At 52.9% G+C, this 16,164-nt stretch carries 16 protein-coding genes and 2 pseudogenes; all 18 read right to left on the bottom strand.

Annotated features, from left to right (window positions below; genetic code table 11):
• Nucleotides 1-421: pseudogene (locus APU11_RS16855) on the bottom strand (phage tail protein); the annotation flags it as partial.
• A gap of 60 nt (nucleotides 422-481) precedes the next feature.
• Nucleotides 482-1,447, bottom strand: coding sequence for a DUF6453 family protein (locus tag APU11_RS16850; protein WP_013096346.1), 966 nt, complete (start codon nucleotides 1,445-1,447; stop codon nucleotides 482-484).
• Nucleotide 1,448: 1 nt separating this feature from the next.
• Nucleotides 1,449-5,288: a phage tail protein gene (locus APU11_RS16845; RefSeq protein WP_060578672.1), complete on the bottom strand. Its 3,840-nt coding sequence runs from the start codon at nucleotides 5,286-5,288 to the stop codon at nucleotides 1,449-1,451.
• A gap of 53 nt (nucleotides 5,289-5,341) precedes the next feature.
• Nucleotides 5,342-5,929, bottom strand: a complete 588-nt coding sequence (locus APU11_RS16840; protein WP_045332813.1) for a tail assembly protein — start codon at nucleotides 5,927-5,929, stop codon at nucleotides 5,342-5,344.
• Nucleotides 5,929-6,639, bottom strand: coding sequence for a C40 family peptidase (locus APU11_RS16835; protein WP_023296258.1), 711 nt, complete (start codon nucleotides 6,637-6,639; stop codon nucleotides 5,929-5,931). Before APU11_RS16835 ends, APU11_RS16840 begins: the two co-directional genes overlap by 1 nt.
• 2 nt (nucleotides 6,640-6,641) lie before the next feature.
• Nucleotides 6,642-7,400, bottom strand: coding sequence for a phage minor tail protein L (locus APU11_RS16830; RefSeq protein ID WP_060578671.1), 759 nt, complete (start codon nucleotides 7,398-7,400; stop codon nucleotides 6,642-6,644).
• Nucleotides 7,397-7,735 carry a phage tail protein gene (locus APU11_RS16825; RefSeq protein WP_022648745.1) on the bottom strand — a complete coding sequence of 113 codons (339 nt, stop codon included), beginning with the start codon at nucleotides 7,733-7,735 and terminating at the stop codon, nucleotides 7,397-7,399. Before APU11_RS16825 ends, APU11_RS16830 begins: the two co-directional genes overlap by 4 nt.
• 2 nt (nucleotides 7,736-7,737) lie before the next feature.
• Nucleotides 7,738-11,202, bottom strand: a complete 3,465-nt coding sequence (locus APU11_RS16820; protein ID WP_060578674.1) for a phage tail tape measure protein — start codon at nucleotides 11,200-11,202, stop codon at nucleotides 7,738-7,740.
• Nucleotides 11,203-11,259: 57 nt separating this feature from the next.
• On the bottom strand, nucleotides 11,260-11,601 hold the full coding sequence (locus APU11_RS16815; RefSeq protein WP_032668789.1) for a hypothetical protein: 342 nt from the start codon (nucleotides 11,599-11,601) through the stop codon (nucleotides 11,260-11,262).
• 55 nt (nucleotides 11,602-11,656) lie between these two features.
• A complete protein-coding gene (locus APU11_RS16810; protein ID WP_060578670.1) occupies nucleotides 11,657-11,935 on the bottom strand; it encodes a DUF4035 domain-containing protein in 279 nt (92 codons plus the stop codon).
• Between the two features lie 8 nt (nucleotides 11,936-11,943).
• Nucleotides 11,944-12,327 carry a phage tail assembly chaperone gene (locus APU11_RS16805; protein ID WP_058662510.1) on the bottom strand — a complete coding sequence of 128 codons (384 nt, stop codon included), beginning with the start codon at nucleotides 12,325-12,327 and terminating at the stop codon, nucleotides 11,944-11,946.
• A gap of 32 nt (nucleotides 12,328-12,359) precedes the next feature.
• Nucleotides 12,360-12,779: pseudogene (locus APU11_RS16800) on the bottom strand (phage tail tube protein); the annotation flags it as partial.
• Between the two features lie 59 nt (nucleotides 12,780-12,838).
• A complete protein-coding gene (locus APU11_RS16795) occupies nucleotides 12,839-13,186 on the bottom strand; it encodes a DUF3168 domain-containing protein (RefSeq protein ID WP_060578669.1) in 348 nt (115 codons plus the stop codon).
• Entirely contained in the window at nucleotides 13,183-13,632 is a 450-nt protein-coding gene (locus APU11_RS16790; protein ID WP_006809157.1) for an HK97-gp10 family putative phage morphogenesis protein, read from the bottom strand. Before APU11_RS16790 ends, APU11_RS16795 begins: the two co-directional genes overlap by 4 nt.
• Nucleotides 13,629-13,967, bottom strand: a complete 339-nt coding sequence (locus tag APU11_RS16785) for a phage head closure protein (RefSeq protein ID WP_060578668.1) — start codon at nucleotides 13,965-13,967, stop codon at nucleotides 13,629-13,631. Before APU11_RS16785 ends, APU11_RS16790 begins: the two co-directional genes overlap by 4 nt.
• Nucleotides 13,967-14,293, bottom strand: a complete 327-nt coding sequence (locus APU11_RS16780; RefSeq protein ID WP_082646703.1) for a head-tail connector protein — start codon at nucleotides 14,291-14,293, stop codon at nucleotides 13,967-13,969. Before APU11_RS16780 ends, APU11_RS16785 begins: the two co-directional genes overlap by 1 nt.
• 33 nt (nucleotides 14,294-14,326) lie before the next feature.
• A complete protein-coding gene (locus tag APU11_RS16775; protein ID WP_060578667.1) occupies nucleotides 14,327-15,484 on the bottom strand; it encodes a phage major capsid protein in 1,158 nt (385 codons plus the stop codon).
• Between the two features lie 2 nt (nucleotides 15,485-15,486).
• On the bottom strand, nucleotides 15,487-16,164 hold the full coding sequence (locus APU11_RS16770; RefSeq protein WP_016063561.1) for an HK97 family phage prohead protease: 678 nt from the start codon (nucleotides 16,162-16,164) through the stop codon (nucleotides 15,487-15,489).

The raw sequence follows: 16,164 nt of genomic DNA, 5'->3' as shown, positions 1-16,164 counted from the left end.
TGGTTATATCGCTGTTAGCCCCTTTCTTCGCCAGCGATTTCTGCCCCGGTACGGTGACGGGCACACCGTTAATCGTGATAGTGACGTCTGTAGTACCGTTCATCACATCAGCGAAACCGCTCATGTAACGCTGGTACATAGTGAATGTTTCAGCGATGTCCTGCGCCAGACCGTCAACGCTCAGGCTGTCGCTCAGAAGAATGGCATATTTGGTTCCCGCAGGGATAGCAGGGTTAGCAGCTGGCGTAACGGTGAGAGAGGTTGCGCCGCCGATAGCGGTGATCTGGAAAACCTGCGCTGGGCTGGTCAGCGCGATGACGGTACAGCCGTTACGAATCAGTGAGCCAGCTGCAGTGAAGTTTGTGCCGGTACCTGTAAGGGTGTTTCCGCTGATGGCAATAGTGCCAGTGGTATAAATCATATTATCTCCAGGTAATAAAAAACCCCGCCGGAGCGAGGTTGATTTAATTAGGCAGTGTATTCAGACGTACATATCGGGCAGAACCGGAAGGCTGAGCGACGTCACCGTGTTATTACCGAAAATGGCATATTGCTCGCGCCCAAGATATTTTCCGCCCTGAACTGAAGCGTTGCCGTTCTGTATTTTTATTCCGAACATTCGATATACATACATGCCGTTTACCGTATGCACCATTAGCCCAAACCTACCCAGCGGAACATATCCGTTACCGATGCTCACGGCACTTGTCGAAGGGGTCCAGAGTTGGTTGAGGTATACGAATGGTCGTTTTGTGGTTGAAAAGGTGCAGGCCCCTGCAGCATTAAAAATATTGAGGCCGGTACCCGGCTGCGGCGCTACGCCACTGGCAAAAATAACGATGTCTATCGTGCCGGTTGCGGGAGCATCATCGTTCGTGGACGGAGGGCTGAAGAACCTGACCGTGTTACCGTCGAAGTCAATCGTGTTACCACTGTTACAGCGCCCGAAAACGACGTACTTCGACTTGTCGTATCCTGCTATCGTCGGAACCGCCCATCCTCCGGTCGGAACACTTACGGTCCCCTTCCAGATACACTGCCCTGACTGCGTGGCATTGGTTATCGAGGTGAAGTCAGTACTGTCGCTGATAAGCAGGCCCACCCCGCTTCGCTGACCTGTCGGAAATATCTGCCAGACACTACCGGGAAACGTATAGGTGCTATCTCTTTCACTAATGCCCAGAGCCTGCATTCTCGAATTCTGCGTAACCCTGCCACCAGAGATGGTTATGGAATTCATTTTATGCCACAGCCCCGCATCAACATAGGCAGTCGCATACGGTATAAACAGCACCTGCGCACCTGAAACATAACCAGCGATGTCCACATACTTTGCTTTCTGGTAGCCAGTGTCAAAGCTGCCACCAAAAGACGGGCATCTCAGGCCCGCCGTTATCTCCATACGCTTTCCGCCGTCATTAAGTTCTATCAATAATCCTGTCGGCATCTTATGTCCATGTCCCCAGTACAATCCGGCCACCACCAGGAATATTAATGGTTACGCCATTACCATTAATCACCGTTGTGTTGCCGGAGCCATTGAAAGAAAAATTACCGTTTGTGGCGTAAATCGAGCCACGAACGGTCACATTATTGAACGTCGCGTAGCCAGACTTGTTGATGTGCCAGCCAACATTTCCGGTGCCGTCCCATGTTGAAGACTGTATGTAGTTTCCTATCTTAGTGTTCTCAATGGTGCCATCCTGAATGAAGCTGGCGCGGATGAATGTCTGCCCATTCTGGATGACAAAAGGCAGAGTAACTGCGCCGCCAGCCTGACTCATCACAGCGAAACGGTCAGCAATGAAGAGAACCTGCGTCTGCATTCCAGATGGCGTATTCTGAACACCAATCCCCATCCCTGCTGCATACTGATTACCATTAGAATCAACAGCGACCTTGATGCTGTACATCGCATTCAGGTTGTTATTGATGTCCGCTGATACCTGGCTGTTCTGGACAATCGCTGCAGACTGACCGTTAACCGTGACCTTTAGCGAATTGATTTGCGTAGCAGACGCCTGGGTAAAATCAGCAAGTGTCTTCGACAAGTCAGTGACATTCGCCGTGTTCCCACCGGTGCTGGAATCCAAAGCGCGCAATGACTCAGCGACAGCTTTACTGGCGTCGGCCATCACATTGTCTACTCGATCGATACTGGCTTTGTTATCTCCATACTGGACGCTCAGGAGGTTGCGCTGGTTAACCTGCGCGAGCGTACTCGTTATTAGCGCGATAGCATTGTTCTGAATACCGCCGCTGGCCTTATCAGTTTGTGCACCCAGCTCTTCCAGGCGTGATGCCATTGAGGAATCGAGGTCCGTGACAACCTGGCTAAGGTCAGTGATTGATGCTGTATTCTGAGCACCTACAGCAGCTGCTGAATCAGCTTTGTCAGATGCGGCCTGAGTGGCAGCCGTCAATTGACTTACCGCAGAAGCGCGAGCTTCAGTTTCCGTTGCTAACGCCTGGCGAACATCAGTAATACCCGCTTCATTCTGGGCAGTTTTCGCCTCTAGACGAGTAACATCCGTGACGCGCGCTTCCGTCTCAGTAGCGATCACCTCCCGGAGCTGTTCGAATTTCGCAGAGTTTGCGCCCTGCTGCGCAGTCTGCCGCACAACAACATCAGCAATAGCAAGCGCGTTGCCGATGATTGCTTCTGCTGTCTGCTTATTCGAACCTACTGCTGCTGCCAGACCATCGGCGTTCTCCTTAATCGCATCAGAAAGTTCGACCAGTTTCTCGCTACTTTCTACGGCACTCTCTATCAGATCCTTGAATACCTCAGAATCTTTAATCTCCTCCAGGATCACATCGGTGATGTCGGAAACATCGATGCTGGCCTGCCCGCGCACCCAGTCGGTGTATCCGGACTCGTTGCCGCTACGGTCCACCAGCTGCGCGCGGTACCAGAAAATCTGCCCAGCCTTAAGTCCCATCTGCTGATATTTGCGCTGCGGGTAAGGTACATCGGCCAGCAGCATCGCATCGTCTTCCGTCCCGGTCAGGCTGTACTGAATTTCCGTCTTCAGCGTGTCGTCGGTGTTCGCCGGGAATCCCCAGCTCAGCTCGATACCGAAAACCACATTATCGGAAGCGATGAAGCCGACCGGTTTCGGCGGATTGCCCACTTTACCCGTAAGATTTACTTCTGATGATGTCGCCCATACTGATGAAACGTCGCTGGCGTTCACCGCCCTGACACGGACCAGATAGCGACCCGAGTAGATACCCTGAACTTCAAAGCCGAGAGAAGACGTTCGGGGCACACTAATCCAGTTGCCGCTGTCACGCCGCCATTCCGCCTCGTAAGCAACTGCACCCTGAACAGCATCCCAGGCAACGCGCATAGTGGTAATCGCAATGTTCTGGTTAACCGTAGAGTAACTGTCTACGACAATATTTCCTGGGGGAGCCTGAACCCCCGGTGGAATGACACTGACTGGCCGCTCGTCCAGTCTTGCGCCGGTATCAACAGCGGAATAGATATCAGGGTTGTAAGTCGTCCCGGTGACCTCGAAAGTACCGTCGTTGTTGTCCCGCGTTCCCGTAACACGGAAAAGCGCTATAAACAGATCGTCAGAGTCCACACCCCAGTTACATTCAGCCTCCGGTGTTTCGCTGTAGGGTGTGGTGACAGTGACTGTGTTTCCGTTAACGGCCTGGACGGTTCTGGCCTGAGCTGTGCCTGACGGAAGATTCAAAAACAGCCGGTTCCCGGCCTTCACATCAGCGGCGCGATCGAGGGTTATGTTGCGGCCGTTAACCGCACTCACCCTGCCACCGATAGTTCTTCCGGCCAGCTCGTTAGCTGCCACGCCGATCACCTCACCAACGGGGGGAACGTCCATGCCCGTTCTGAAGGTCACTACCTCGCCGATACCGTTAGTGAGCAGCGCCCAGCGCCCCCGCCGGTTTGCCTCTGACTGCCTGGTGCAGCCGATCGCAGTCATTTCGAGCTGACGATAATCGAAGCGCATGGCCAGATCGTTATCGTAAACAGGCTCAGGCGTGTCTTTATAGTGGTTGGCTGGGTCTGACCAGTTCACCAGCGCGGCAGTGTTTCGGGTGGTTTCACTCGGATCCGCAAAGGTAAATTTTCCTTCAACAACGCTGGCGTGGTTATAGATGTGCCACACATCCCGTGGCATATCAGCCAGGACATACATCTTATTGTCGCCCCAGTACGTCATGCCGCGAAATATACCCGCCAGATCACGAAGTACAGTCCAGGCGTCATTACGGTCCTGGATATAAACGTTGCAACGAAAACGAGGCTCCGTCCCACTTCCGCCCTTGCCATCTGGTACCAGTTGATCGCAATACTGGGCGATGCGATAAAGCTCCCATTTGTCTATCTGAGTCGCATCAATTCTTTGACCCAGCCCGAAGCGCTCGTTCAGAATGATGTCGTAATAAATCCAGGCAGGATTATCCGTCCATGCCCATTTAAATACGCCCTCCCATGTACCAGAATAAGTGCGGGTTTCGGGATCATAAGTATCAGGTACACGGATGATTCGCCCTTTCGGATTACACACAACCTGAGGAATGCCATTAGGGAACTGCTTTGCGTCAAACTCTACATACAGCAGCGCTGTGTTAACGTAGCGAAGTTTGGCGTCAATAATTTCAGTAACGGCCACAACGCGCATGGTGTCGACGATATTCACGCTCGTGGAATCCGGCGTGATTCTGCGAACCCGCAACTGCCATCCAGTCGAGGCTTTCGGAAGATTGACGCGGTGACTGCGCTCATAAAGCGACGTGGTTTTGTCATCAACAGCACCGTTAACCACCGTTTCATACGGCCCGCCATCGACCGACAGATCGATAGCATACTCTACGCGGGTGCCGACTTTATCGCCGTTGTTTTTCTGGAGTAAAAGAGTTGGCCATCCCAGGCGAATTCGCAGCGCAGAGAGCTGCGTGTTGGATACCGCGCGCACGTACGGCACAGCCTGTTTCAGCTCGTATGAAACCTGAAGTTCGTTTTCAATGCCGGGGAAGCCCTGAATGTAGTCCTGGTCCTGAGTACCGGAACGGAACTCATATTTCACATTATTGAAGTTATAACTTCCGTCGGCGTTCTGAAGAGGCGTGTAGGAAGATGAGTCACCAAGAAAGATGTTTTTAGCATCAAGCCCGCCAGCGAACTCACCCTCTCCAAGAGCAATCAGCACCTTTGCCCTGGCAATGGACTGAATGCTGTCCGGTGCCTCAACAGGCGTTCGGGTCTGGTTGCTGCCACCTTTGCCGCGGCCTTTGATGATTGTCGTCGTCATATCGCGTCCATAAAAAAAGCCACCGTCAGGTGGCTTACAGTGGGTGATTTGGTTTATTGCTGGTCTTCTGCATATATCCCGGCGGAGATAATAGCGCCGCCTATTTCTCGCTGACCATAAAGCAGGGGAACGGGATTGCCAGATGCCGTCGTGTTAACTGGACCACCAAACGCATAGGAGGGTTTGTTATCAGGTTCCTGACGCATTCGCAGACCTGAAACCTGAGGAGAGAGCATTTGCACTACACCGCCAACGGCCATAGAGCCAGCTGCGGCATATAGTGCCATTTGTGTGCTTGCTGCCCATCCTATTGGGTTCCACCAGGTAAAGGCCGCAATTGCGGCGGCAGTAACAATTTGAAAGAGCCCCGCCCTTTTACTACCGCGTATGACAGGGATAATGCGGAGCTCATCACCAGGCCCAAGAAGATCAAACTCTTCCTTGCCTATGTTTATTTGGTTTCGGAAGATGACAAAGTCCAGCCCTTTCGCTCTGGTCTCGCGCAGGTAGGAATCAAATCCATCAATAGTGTTAGAAAGCGCCCTGAAAACTTCGCTGGCGGACGTTAGTGCACGGCGATGTGTCCTGCCAAATCGCTGAGCCATTGAGCCGCTGAGTTTGATAACGGTTTTTCTTTCCATTACATCAAATCCTTATAACGCAGAATTTTGATGGTACGGTCACGGTAATAGCCACCGTAGGGAATACGCTGGCTTAGCTGGCCATACATGTGATGCAGTAGCATGTTGCCATCAAGCAAAATCCCGGCATGGTTCGGGACGGTGGACTGAACCTGCATGATAACCATGTCACCTGGCTGAGCGGGACCGTCGTACTCACGGAAACCGCATTCCTGCCAGTTATCCATATAGAGGTTTTCACCCTGCTCCCACCAGTGGCGATCTACGCTGTAGTTGGGCAGTTCAATGCCGTGCTCGATGCGGAAATAGTCCATGATGAGAGACCAGCAGTCTGCATACCCGAGTACAAACTGGCGCCCTGTGAGGGGACGGTCTCCGCGAGGCATGACGGTGCGAATGTCGCCCTCCGGCCACGATGCAATAATCCAGGGCAGTTCCGTGGCATCACACATCAGCATGTCGAGCTCGCTCGGCTGAGTTGTTGCCCCGTCGCCGGGATGGCTGTGGACGATCGCCACCACAGTGCCCTGCTCTTCAGCGGCCGCATAATCCTCAGGATTAAGTTCAAATTGCTCAGTCGGCGACTCAGCATTATTTTTGCAGGGGATGTATTTCTCCACCCGCCCCTTCTGAATAACCACGCCACAGCACTCCTCGGGGAAGGATGCGGCGGCATGCGCCAGAATGGCGCTAACTGTTTTGTCGCGCATGATTATCCTCTCAGAAGTGAAGAGCCGGGGAACCCGCCATAATCCAGCTGTTCATTCTCTCCGAAGCGAGGTTTACAGCCCGTTGACAGCAATCCGGAGCAAACATCCTGTGAAGGATCGTCCACCCGATTGCCGTCTTTATCGAACCAGCCGTTTTGCCCGGCGTAGGTGCAGCCGTTCCCGGTTTTGTACCAGCCCCGCATGCACCACGTGCACATTGGCTGAATTTGCCGGGTCGGAATGAGTTGCCCTCGCAAATCGGCTGGACTTGAAAGCTCAAACTCTACGTTTTCATCGTCTGACCCTGATTTACGGTCGATGTAATAAACCTGTTTGCGCTCCTCGTTGGGATTCGCAGTCGGGTTCCCGCCAGGAAAATTTCTTGCGTCCATGTAGTGAGCGAAGGTGTCATGGATGATCACCTTTGCTTTAGCCATCCCCTGAAACCTGCGGCACAGCGCGCCAATCGTACCGCTGATGTTTGCAACAGTGAGTGACGGCCGTGAACTCTGGCCGTCACTGCTTACAGATATGCCGGTCAGTTCATACGGCCACGCGCCATACTCCTGCCCCTGCCACCACACTGACTTCGGCTCAAGTTTTGACTCGTCGCCGCCTGCGGCGATGATTTCCGCCTCGGTATGCGGGATTGTCTCGTTGTGAAAGCGAAGAATACCCGCACCGAACGCTGAGCCGTCTACCTCAATCAGGCGGACGCGCTTACCCGGCTCCAGTTTCTGGACATCAGATGAAATACTCATGGATGGTATGCCTGTATGAATGTGCTGCTGAGGGTGTATTTTTTGTTGCCGTGGGTAGATATCTGGAAGGATTCCGCGCGCCATAAACCTGAAGGCTCAAGCGGTGGCTTCCAGATAAATGACTTCCACCCTGCATGTCTGTTCAGAAAGTTTTTAATGGCCTGAATGTAAGCCTCATCGCCGGTAAAGCTCACACTCCACTGAGGTGTTACCGGGTTGATGCCGTCCCCGGCCACCTGTGTATAGCCATCGCCAAACTGCGCCTTTCGGGTACGAAAACTTGTATCAACCTGTGAGGCAACCTTTGGGCACCAGCTGAAGGTTTCGACTGCCATGGTTAAACTCCCTTGATTAATCGCCACAGAGGCGAGCCCGGCATGCTGGCCTGTTCGTTAATGACACCAGTGATGGCATCCTTAAGCTGCCTGCCTGCTGCTCCGGCGGTTCCCTGACTGGCTGCCTGTGGTGATCCACCCTGAATATTGATATCGCCGAAGTTAACTGAAGGCACACCGCCTGAGACCTGCGGAGTACCAACTGCCCGAACTCCCAGCGAACCATCAGCGGCGCGCGTAAGCGGCATAATGGCTTCCGGACCAGCCTCGGCAAAAACGCCTGCGCCTTTGGCAAAAGCAAACAGCTGAGGCGTCTGGAAAACGCCATTGCTGTAAGCGCTCAGGGAAGGAGAGTCGTAAACATTACCCTTCGCGTTAAAGGTGAAGTTCGCGCCAGCGTTCTGAATTGCAGTACCGCTGCTGGCGGTAGCGGCAGACGAGGCACCAAAACTGAACAGGGAGCCAATTGAACTGACGCCGTTAGCAACAGCCATATTGACCAGAACGTTCTGGATAATCTTCAGCACGCTGACGCCCCAGTCCTTCCAACTGTCAACGTTGCCATTGAGCATGTCGGTAATCGTGGTGACAGCGCCCCCCATAGCCTGCTTCATGCCGTCAGCAGCCATGGAAGAATAATCCGTAGCTTCGTCCACCCAGTTCGCATAACCTTCTGACAACCCCGTCATCCAGTCGTCACGCTGCGCATCAGAAGCTGAGTAATATCCCTCCTGGTCGCGCAGGCGCTCTTCGAGATAGCGCTTATTGAGTGCCAGCCCCTGCTGATAGAACGTCTCGTCGATTTCACCAGCCTGGCGCTGGCGAAGAAGATCGGTATTCTTCTGCTCAAACTCCTTACGCAGGTTGAACTGCTCCTGAAGTCTTTCCCGGAACCGGGTACCCTGCCCGTAACCCAGCAGTTGCGCTTCATTAGCTGCGCGGGCGCTGGCGTTACTGTCAGCAAGGTTGGCTTCGTAATTTCGCAGTTGCTCACGCAATTTAACCTGGTCAATCAGCGCAGCATTCTGCAATACCGTCTTCTTCTGGGCTTCTGTCAGAGAAGCAAGTTCGCCCTGGCTGACCTGGTACTTAACCTTCGCCAGTTCAGTATTCTGGCCTTGCAGGGCAATCTGCTCTTTTTGCTGCTTGATAAGGCGCTTATACACATCCTCGGTTTTCTCGCCTTCGGTTTTACCTCCCTTCGCCTTAGGTTTGTTGGCCTCATTATTCCGCCATTCAGCAAGACCGTTATTAATCAACTCCTGACGGCCTGTCTGGAATTGTGGATCACTGGTTAACCCCAGGTCATCGGCTGCATAACTCAGCCGCAGGCGCTCTTTGGCCTCCCCCTTCCGGCGTGACAACTCCAGATCCCGGCGGCTCTTTTCGAGGGCATCGGTTTGCTTTTTGTCGAGGTCTGCCTGCGGAAGTCTGAGCGGGACGTTAGCCAGCCCTTGCCGGGCCATTAATAGCTGATTTCCCAGACCCAGCAGACGGTTAAATTCAGTATGCTGACCATTCATCATGATCATCGATTGATATACCGCATTCTGTCGCCAGGCTTGTTCGCGTATTAAATCATTACGACGCCGCTCAATTTCTTCGAGAGCCTGCTGAATGCCGCGAGATTTATCTCGCATGTCATTCAATTTTCCCTCTTCAACAGCGAGTTGATCTGTGACGATGGCTATCGCTCTCAGGATATTTGCATCGTTCTCGCTCGTAATGCCCGGCTTACCACGGGAGGCATTAAGATCGTCAATTTGAGACTTCAGGTCACCAACCTTCCTTGCTTGCTCATCAATCAGACGATTTTGCTCGACAAGGGCTCCAACAGTCCTACCACGGTTGTCATCCGTTTCCGATAGGGACATGCGAGATGTTTTCTCTCTAATCTCGTCAATTTGACTGGCATACTCCTGCGCAGAACGACGCGCCTGCTCCTGATTCTGATACATCGCATACCAGGCGCCTGCTCCCAGCATCACCAACCCAGGCACGCCACCAATCAAGCCAAGCGCACCACTCATGAGCCGGGTACCGACAGATGTCACGCTATTGAGATTACTTTGAGTCGAAACACGATTTGAGAGGTTACGGTTTAAGGCACCCTGAGCGGCAGCCAGCCGTCTTTCAGCGACAGCCTGAGCGTCGGCATTTTTAGCTGCTACCAGCCCTGCCTGCGCACGTTCAAGTGCTGTTCTGGCTCTCACTTTTTCCGTAGCTGTACCACTGGCAAGAGCGGTAGTCAGTCTGGTATGGGCAGCAGTGACTTTTGCTTCAGCTGCCGCGACTTTCTCTTGCTGAGCCGCCTGAACACCTGCACTTCTTGAACTCTGTACTGCTTGCTGAGCCCGATAAACTTCAGCCCTGGAAGCCGCAACAGCGGACTGAGCCGCTTTGTCCTGCGCGACAGCAAGAGCAACCTCTGACTTAGCGGCTGATATTAGTGCACCAGTTGCACTCGTGGCACTGGTTACAACTCCGCTGAGATATCTTGCCAACCCAACGCCAACAAGCGCACCAGCTACTGTTGTTATTGTGGACATATTGTCAGCAACTTCACTGAGCGCACCGCTCACTGCTGATGAGGTAAAAGAATCAAGCGTCTGTGCGACATTATCCAATCCGCCAGACAACGCATCAGTAGCACCGGTTGCCTGGTTTACACCGCCCACCCAGGCCATGAATGAGTTAGTTACTTTTTGAAGGGATCCGGAAACCGTTTGTGGCATGCTGGCAAATTCGCCCTGCAACGCTCCTAACTGGCTCATTAAAGCTGGGACAACCTTATCAATCGTAAGCTGCCCCTGGTCAGCCATGCTCTTAAGATCTTTACGAGCCACACCCATTCCCGCAGCCAATGCGCGGATTACCCGGTCCCCGGCTTCGTTAACGGCATTAAATTCTTCACCGCGAAGAACGCCTTGTGCGAGCGCCTGGCTGAACTGAGTGATAACAGAACTCGCCTCCTGAGTGTTAGCCCCAGAAAGTTTAAGACCGGTAGAGACAGCTTCTGTAATTTTCAGAACTTCGTCAGAGCTATAACCGTACTCGCGCATTGAGGCAGCTGCGCGGGAAAAAAGGTTTGCGTTATCTGAAAATGCCGTGCCGGTTCTTTGGCTGATTTCCATTAACTGACGCTGTGAAGCAGCAAAATCATCAGCAGAAGATGATGCCTGTTTAAGACGAGCGTTTACGGAATTCCACTCATCAGCAATCTGCACAATTTTACCCGTTGCAAAAGCTGCCGTAGCTGCGGCGGCAGCCCTTCCAGCCGATGCAAATCCGGCAGTCAGATCAGATAATGCCCTTTCGCTCTCTCTGGCGGCAGCGGCGGCCTGACGACCACCATTTTGCATGGTTCGGTAATAATCCTGCCCCATGCGTGAGGCGCGGGAAATTTCCGACTGGAACGATTGGGAGTTAGCAGAGATTTTGATTATCAGTTCGCGAAGAGTTGCCATGCTTTCACCAAATAAAAAAGCTCGCACACAGCGAGCTTCGTATTGAATAAAATTGCCCTACCTGCAAAGCGTCTTATAGACCTCAAGAAATGCCTTGTCGTCCTCTTTAATCACCACTGCTGAACCATTACTTGTTAATTTCCCATCAATAATCTCGACATAGACGTAAAATTTATTACGATAACTTGTGCCATCATTATTTTTTTTGTAAGTCACATCACCACAAACGTATGCTGCATTATCACCATACTTAAAATATTCAGCGTTAAACTTAGCATCATCTGGGTTATTTAATTTCTCTCTGACGATGTTTTCGCCATTTTTAATAAAATCATTTTTCTCAGGCTTACACGCGCTGATAAAAAACAAACACATGACGGCTATAATTAACTTTTTCATTTTTGCACCTTGATTGCATTATTCATGCTAATGCTAAACCCAGGTACTAGATTTGTCACTGAGTTGCAGCTGTAAGCGCTGCCTCAAGCCCTGCAAACGGGTCATTCGGTTCTGATTGCTCCTCACCACCCCAGCGCAGGATCGCATCGTCCAGCGGTACTTTTGCCCCCTGCGAACCGTAGATGGCAGAGACGAGCTGAGCTGCCTGAATGTCACCGCGAATATCGCCAACCGGACTTTGCCTGTCGTACTCAATCCACATCAGAAGCTCGCTTGCCGTCATATTCTGCCGAAGCTCTGAGAGCGTGCGCCCCATCCGGAGCGCAAGCGACATCAGAAACTTTACGCCGGGGGTTGAGACTTTTCCCGCGCTTCGTCCGCGTTGTTGATCAGGTCAAGCGCCTGTTTGAGCAGGCGTGAATGGACGGGGCCGTAGATTTCACGCACCTGCTCTTCTTCGTCTACGCTGAATACCGGTTGCTTATCGGTGTCGCACAGGACGTCAATGAAGAGCACCACGTCAGCGCAAAGATTACGGTGTGCCTTTTCCGATACCGACACATTTTCATCATCAGCACCCGCTTTCACCACCTCCTGCCAGCGCAGCCAGGCTTCTCCAGACGGCTCACGGAGAACCACTTTGACGCCTTCCCACTCAGGAACGGCGACCATCTTATGACGAAATCCCGACATCTTAGCCAGGGCGAGATTTTTAATATTCTTCATGCGACCTCTCAGGAGCCAGACTCGATGCTTTCAGGCTTACCTTTCAGGCGCAGGGAGAACGTTGCCGCCACTACGCCGTTGGTACCGGAAGACCAGGTGTGCTGGCGGATTTCAGCCAGGAACTTAAAGCCCTTGCCGGACGGGAAGATAACCTGGAACGCGTAGGTAGTATCGTTGTCATACGCATCACGCAAGGCGTCCTGCGCCGGATTCTTGTAGAAGTTTCCGGACAGAGAGATTTCTGACGGAGAAGGCAGACCGTTAATGTTTTCCTGCTCGGTCGAGCAAAGCGTCGTTACGTCGATATCCTGCTTCTGACCACCGGTGAACTGAATTTCTTTGATGGTGCAACTCAGATCGAGGAAGGTTGCGGAATCCATCGTTTCTTTGGTGGCTGGCAGAGAGGAAATAAGGATCTTCGTCAGCTGCGATTTTTCATAAAGTGCAGACATAGCTGTCTCCTGGAAAAAGAAAAACCGCCATCAGGCGGGTTCGTTGGGTGAATTAATTGTCAGGGGGTAACCCTGAAATCGAGGGTCATGCGGTAGAGTCGTCGATGGGGCTCGTATCCGGGGAGCCTGGCGACCTCCGTCGGGTTTAGTGGCCGTAGCGCCACTAGAGCATCTTCCACGAGCGCGCGCGCCTCTTTGATGGAGGTTGAGTAAGCATCTACCTGAATGGAAACCCTGCTCTCTGCCTGGCCACACAGCACGTCAGCGGAAACATCATCGACGATGGAAAAGATAATCCAGGGTGGAGAGACAGACGGTTTCCCGTCACTACCTAATGGCGCAACGTAGGGATATACCCGCTCTTCTGCCAGGGGAGAAAGCAAAGCGTAGATATCATCTTCATTCACTTGCTCAACACCTCATCAATAGCCTGATTCATCCTGGCAATGGCGACGCTGGCGGCCTCTTCCTCGCGCGTATCGTAAGCGGGTCGCACAAAAGGATGCGCAGGCATGTTCGCAGTGCCAAGCTCCACAAAGCGCCAGTAAAAGGCGTTTCTCGGGTTATTCGCCTTCATCGTGTTATCGCTGTTGCCGGTGCGCGGGTTAACGCCACGAATATGGACGCCGGAAGAAATTTCCCCGCGGCGACGGCTTTTTTGGGTCACCACCACCACGTTTTTTTTCAGTTTCCCGGTACGCACCGGAGCGCGGGCGATCACTTCTTCCTTAAGCACTTCGGCGCCGGCGCGCGTGGCATCACGCAGAACCTTGTTGTTTTCAGCGCGGCTAAGCGCCTCCAGATCCTTTGCGATGTCATTTAACCCGGAAAAATCGAGGCTCGTCTCAATCATTTTTCAGCTCCCGTTTTGCAAAGAATTTCCAGGCGAGTGCCGGTCGCATTTGCTACAGGAGGACCGATGATATTAAGCACCTGACCTTTATGCGGGCCGCTGAGCACTTCCAGACGAGAAGAGGCGTTCACCTCTGACCTGAAGCGCATCCAGACGCGAATGGTTGCCTGCGCCGTTTCCGCGCCGCCTGAAAGCTGCTCTCTGCCGCTGATCCCCTTCACCTCAGCCGGGACCGGGTTGCCACCAATCCACGTTTCAACCGGCTGACCAGATGGATCGCGCGAAGTCGTGAAGGTGAGAATTTTTACCCGGTGCCTGAATCGTCCAGGTTCCATCAGGAGCCCTCCTCAGGTTCAGATTTACCGCGCCAGTTGCGATGGATGAACATCATCCGTTCTGCGGAGGCGTTCTCATAAAGCTGTACTTCACTCTGCGCGGTCCTGTGCTCGAACATGTCCGCAAACACCAGCAGTACGGCCCCCTTAACGGCTGCAGGAATATCAGCTGCAACTTTCCATGCCGGTTCATCGCACCAGCGTATGCAGTAGTCAAAAGCCGCCTGCGCGTACAGGGTGATCAACTCGTCCCTGTCGTCTTCCTCAAACTCAATCTGCTGTTTGAACAGGCGGAGGCCAATTACATCGAGAACATCTATCGCCATACGTTAAAAGGGCGGGTCACCCCGCCCCCTCCATCATGAGCCAGAAGAGAAAGTGCCCTTGATGATTGCCGTCGGGCGATAGTGCGCCAGCGCAAGGCGTTCTTCACACAGGATGGTCAGCATGTTTTTCACGAAGTTATCGCGGTCTTCACGGCTGACTTCCACGGTGGCATCCATGCGATCCCACACCTGTGAGGCCATATCGAAACCGCCCACCGTAAAGGTACCTGCGGCCTGTGCCTTAGTCGGGACTACTGGCAGACCCCACATGATGTTGCTGGTAAACGCCTGAGGACCGCCGAAGATATAGCGGCCTTCATTGTCTTTCAGCAGCGCAATGTTGTGCCAGTCGCGCGGGTTCAGGACGATACCGGAAGCGCTAAACTCAGATTCGGTCACCTGATAAATAGCGTGAGCGATAATGTCAGCACGGGTGTCGCCGGTGGCATTCAGCGAGGTGTCGTAGGCGGTTGCCACTTTGTTCAGACCTTCCAGGTTATCCCCGGTGCCGTCTCCGTTCAGAAGCTGGCCTTCTTCCTTCAGTGCCAGGCCGTACATGAGGCGATTGTTAACGTAGGACTGCAGCATCGGCGCATCGTCCATCACCTGACGTGATGCCTGCACCCAGTGCGCGATAGTCTTCACGTTCGCGGTCTGCTTGCTGAATGTGATATCCGATTCTGGCTTAAGCGCTTTCTCAGCCACCACATCGGCGTTATTGGTAAACACCTCTTCACGCACATATTCCAGAGCGTTACTGGAAATGCGGCCCTGAGCCAGCAGGTCACGGATGGTCAGACGGCGCAGGCCCGGCATGATAATTCCCGGGATCTGCATAGGCTGGATCAGTGCGCCAGCAGAATCAGCGTCACTGCCGAGCGACTTATTGAACGTCTTCGCATCGAAGGTGCCCTGTTTACCGTCCCATGACTTAATGAGCTCTTCAGCAGCTCGTTCAGAGAAGGATTTCTTCTCACCCGGATTCTCAGCGCCGGATGCCAGTTTCTGTTCAAGATCGAAGAGGCGGGTACCGGATTTGGTCAGTTCTTCCTGTACCTTCACCAGGTCGGCCTGCAACTGTTTTGATACCTTACCCGTGCTTTCGATTTCTGCTTTCTGTGCATCGAAAAGCTGGGACATTTTCTGCTGGGATTCTTCAATAGCTTTTTGAATGAGAGCGAGTTCAGACATAATTAATTACCTAAATTAGAAGGGAAAGATTTAATGCTCTGAAGCAGAGCGTTGATTTGTGCTTCGTTTCCGTCGCCCTCGGACTCGCTCCGAATCGCTGACTTAAACCGGGCTATTAGCCCAACTGCCTGTGATTTGGTGAGCCCGACTGAATCCCTCAGCCAGTTCTCCACATCACGAATTGTTTCAATGCCATCGACACTTTTCATGGCTGCGATGCCAGCCTGTTCATTGGCGGGGAAAGTGCAGACGCTGATTTCGCGCAGAGCCTGGATATTCTTAAAAATGCGGCCTGTTGGAATGATGGTGTAATCGTCTTTCGCAACGGAAAAGCCAACCGACATACCTTCAACCGTACCGTGCTGCATTGCCGCTTTCAGGTCGGCGGCGCCGCTATGCCCTGGGGTAAGTTGACCGCGCACATAAAGGCCTTTTTCGTCTTCGGCCAGGCTGTCCCATTTACCAACCGGCAGCTCCCACGTCTTATGGTTGAAAAACATCGCCACTTTGCGGGTCTGGTTCGCCAGTGCGTTTTTAAACGCCCCGGGCAGAATGATGTCGCCATCGGAATCGGTGTTATTAAAAACAGAGGCGTAGCCTTCAAAAATCCCCTGTTTACCGTCACCGGTGAATTTGATTTCTGTCTCGTCGAAGGACAGCGTTTTTACGATCTCAGGCAT

This window comes from Enterobacter sp. 50793107 (genome assembly GCF_001463365.1).
In the GTDB taxonomy this organism is placed as follows: domain Bacteria; phylum Pseudomonadota; class Gammaproteobacteria; order Enterobacterales; family Enterobacteriaceae; genus Enterobacter; species Enterobacter cloacae.
Note: the sequence above shows the minus strand (reverse complement) of the source record. Positions and strands in the feature narration are given on the sequence as shown.

Excerpts from the sequence above, each read along its gene's own strand:
- APU11_RS16815 (WP_032668789.1), bottom strand. The coding sequence starts at position 11,601 with ATGAAAAAGTTAATTATAGCCGTCATGTGTTTGTTTTTTATCAGCGCG.
- APU11_RS16820 (WP_060578674.1), bottom strand. The coding sequence starts at position 11,202 with ATGGCAACTCTTCGCGAACTGATAATCAAAATCTCTGCTAACTCCCAA.
- APU11_RS16785 (WP_060578668.1), bottom strand. The coding sequence starts at position 13,967 with ATGGAACCTGGACGATTCAGGCACCGGGTAAAAATTCTCACCTTCACG.
- APU11_RS16790 (WP_006809157.1), bottom strand. The coding sequence starts at position 13,632 with ATGATTGAGACGAGCCTCGATTTTTCCGGGTTAAATGACATCGCAAAG.
- APU11_RS16805 (WP_058662510.1), bottom strand. The coding sequence starts at position 12,327 with ATGAAGAATATTAAAAATCTCGCCCTGGCTAAGATGTCGGGATTTCGT.
- APU11_RS16830 (WP_060578671.1), bottom strand. The coding sequence starts at position 7,400 with ATGAGTATTTCATCTGATGTCCAGAAACTGGAGCCGGGTAAGCGCGTC.
- APU11_RS16775 (WP_060578667.1), bottom strand. The coding sequence starts at position 15,484 with ATGTCTGAACTCGCTCTCATTCAAAAAGCTATTGAAGAATCCCAGCAG.
- APU11_RS16845 (WP_060578672.1), bottom strand. The coding sequence starts at position 5,288 with ATGACGACGACAATCATCAAAGGCCGCGGCAAAGGTGGCAGCAACCAG.
- APU11_RS16770 (WP_016063561.1), bottom strand. The coding sequence starts at position 16,164 with ATGCCTGAGATCGTAAAAACGCTGTCCTTCGACGAGACAGAAATCAAA.
- APU11_RS16840 (WP_045332813.1), bottom strand. The coding sequence starts at position 5,929 with ATGGAAAGAAAAACCGTTATCAAACTCAGCGGCTCAATGGCTCAGCGA.
- APU11_RS16835 (WP_023296258.1), bottom strand. The coding sequence starts at position 6,639 with ATGCGCGACAAAACAGTTAGCGCCATTCTGGCGCATGCCGCCGCATCC.
- APU11_RS16825 (WP_022648745.1), bottom strand. The coding sequence starts at position 7,735 with ATGGCAGTCGAAACCTTCAGCTGGTGCCCAAAGGTTGCCTCACAGGTT.
- APU11_RS16850 (WP_013096346.1), bottom strand. The coding sequence starts at position 1,447 with ATGCCGACAGGATTATTGATAGAACTTAATGACGGCGGAAAGCGTATG.
- APU11_RS16810 (WP_060578670.1), bottom strand. The coding sequence starts at position 11,935 with ATGTCGCTTGCGCTCCGGATGGGGCGCACGCTCTCAGAGCTTCGGCAG.
- APU11_RS16780 (WP_082646703.1), bottom strand. The coding sequence starts at position 14,293 with ATGGCGATAGATGTTCTCGATGTAATTGGCCTCCGCCTGTTCAAACAG.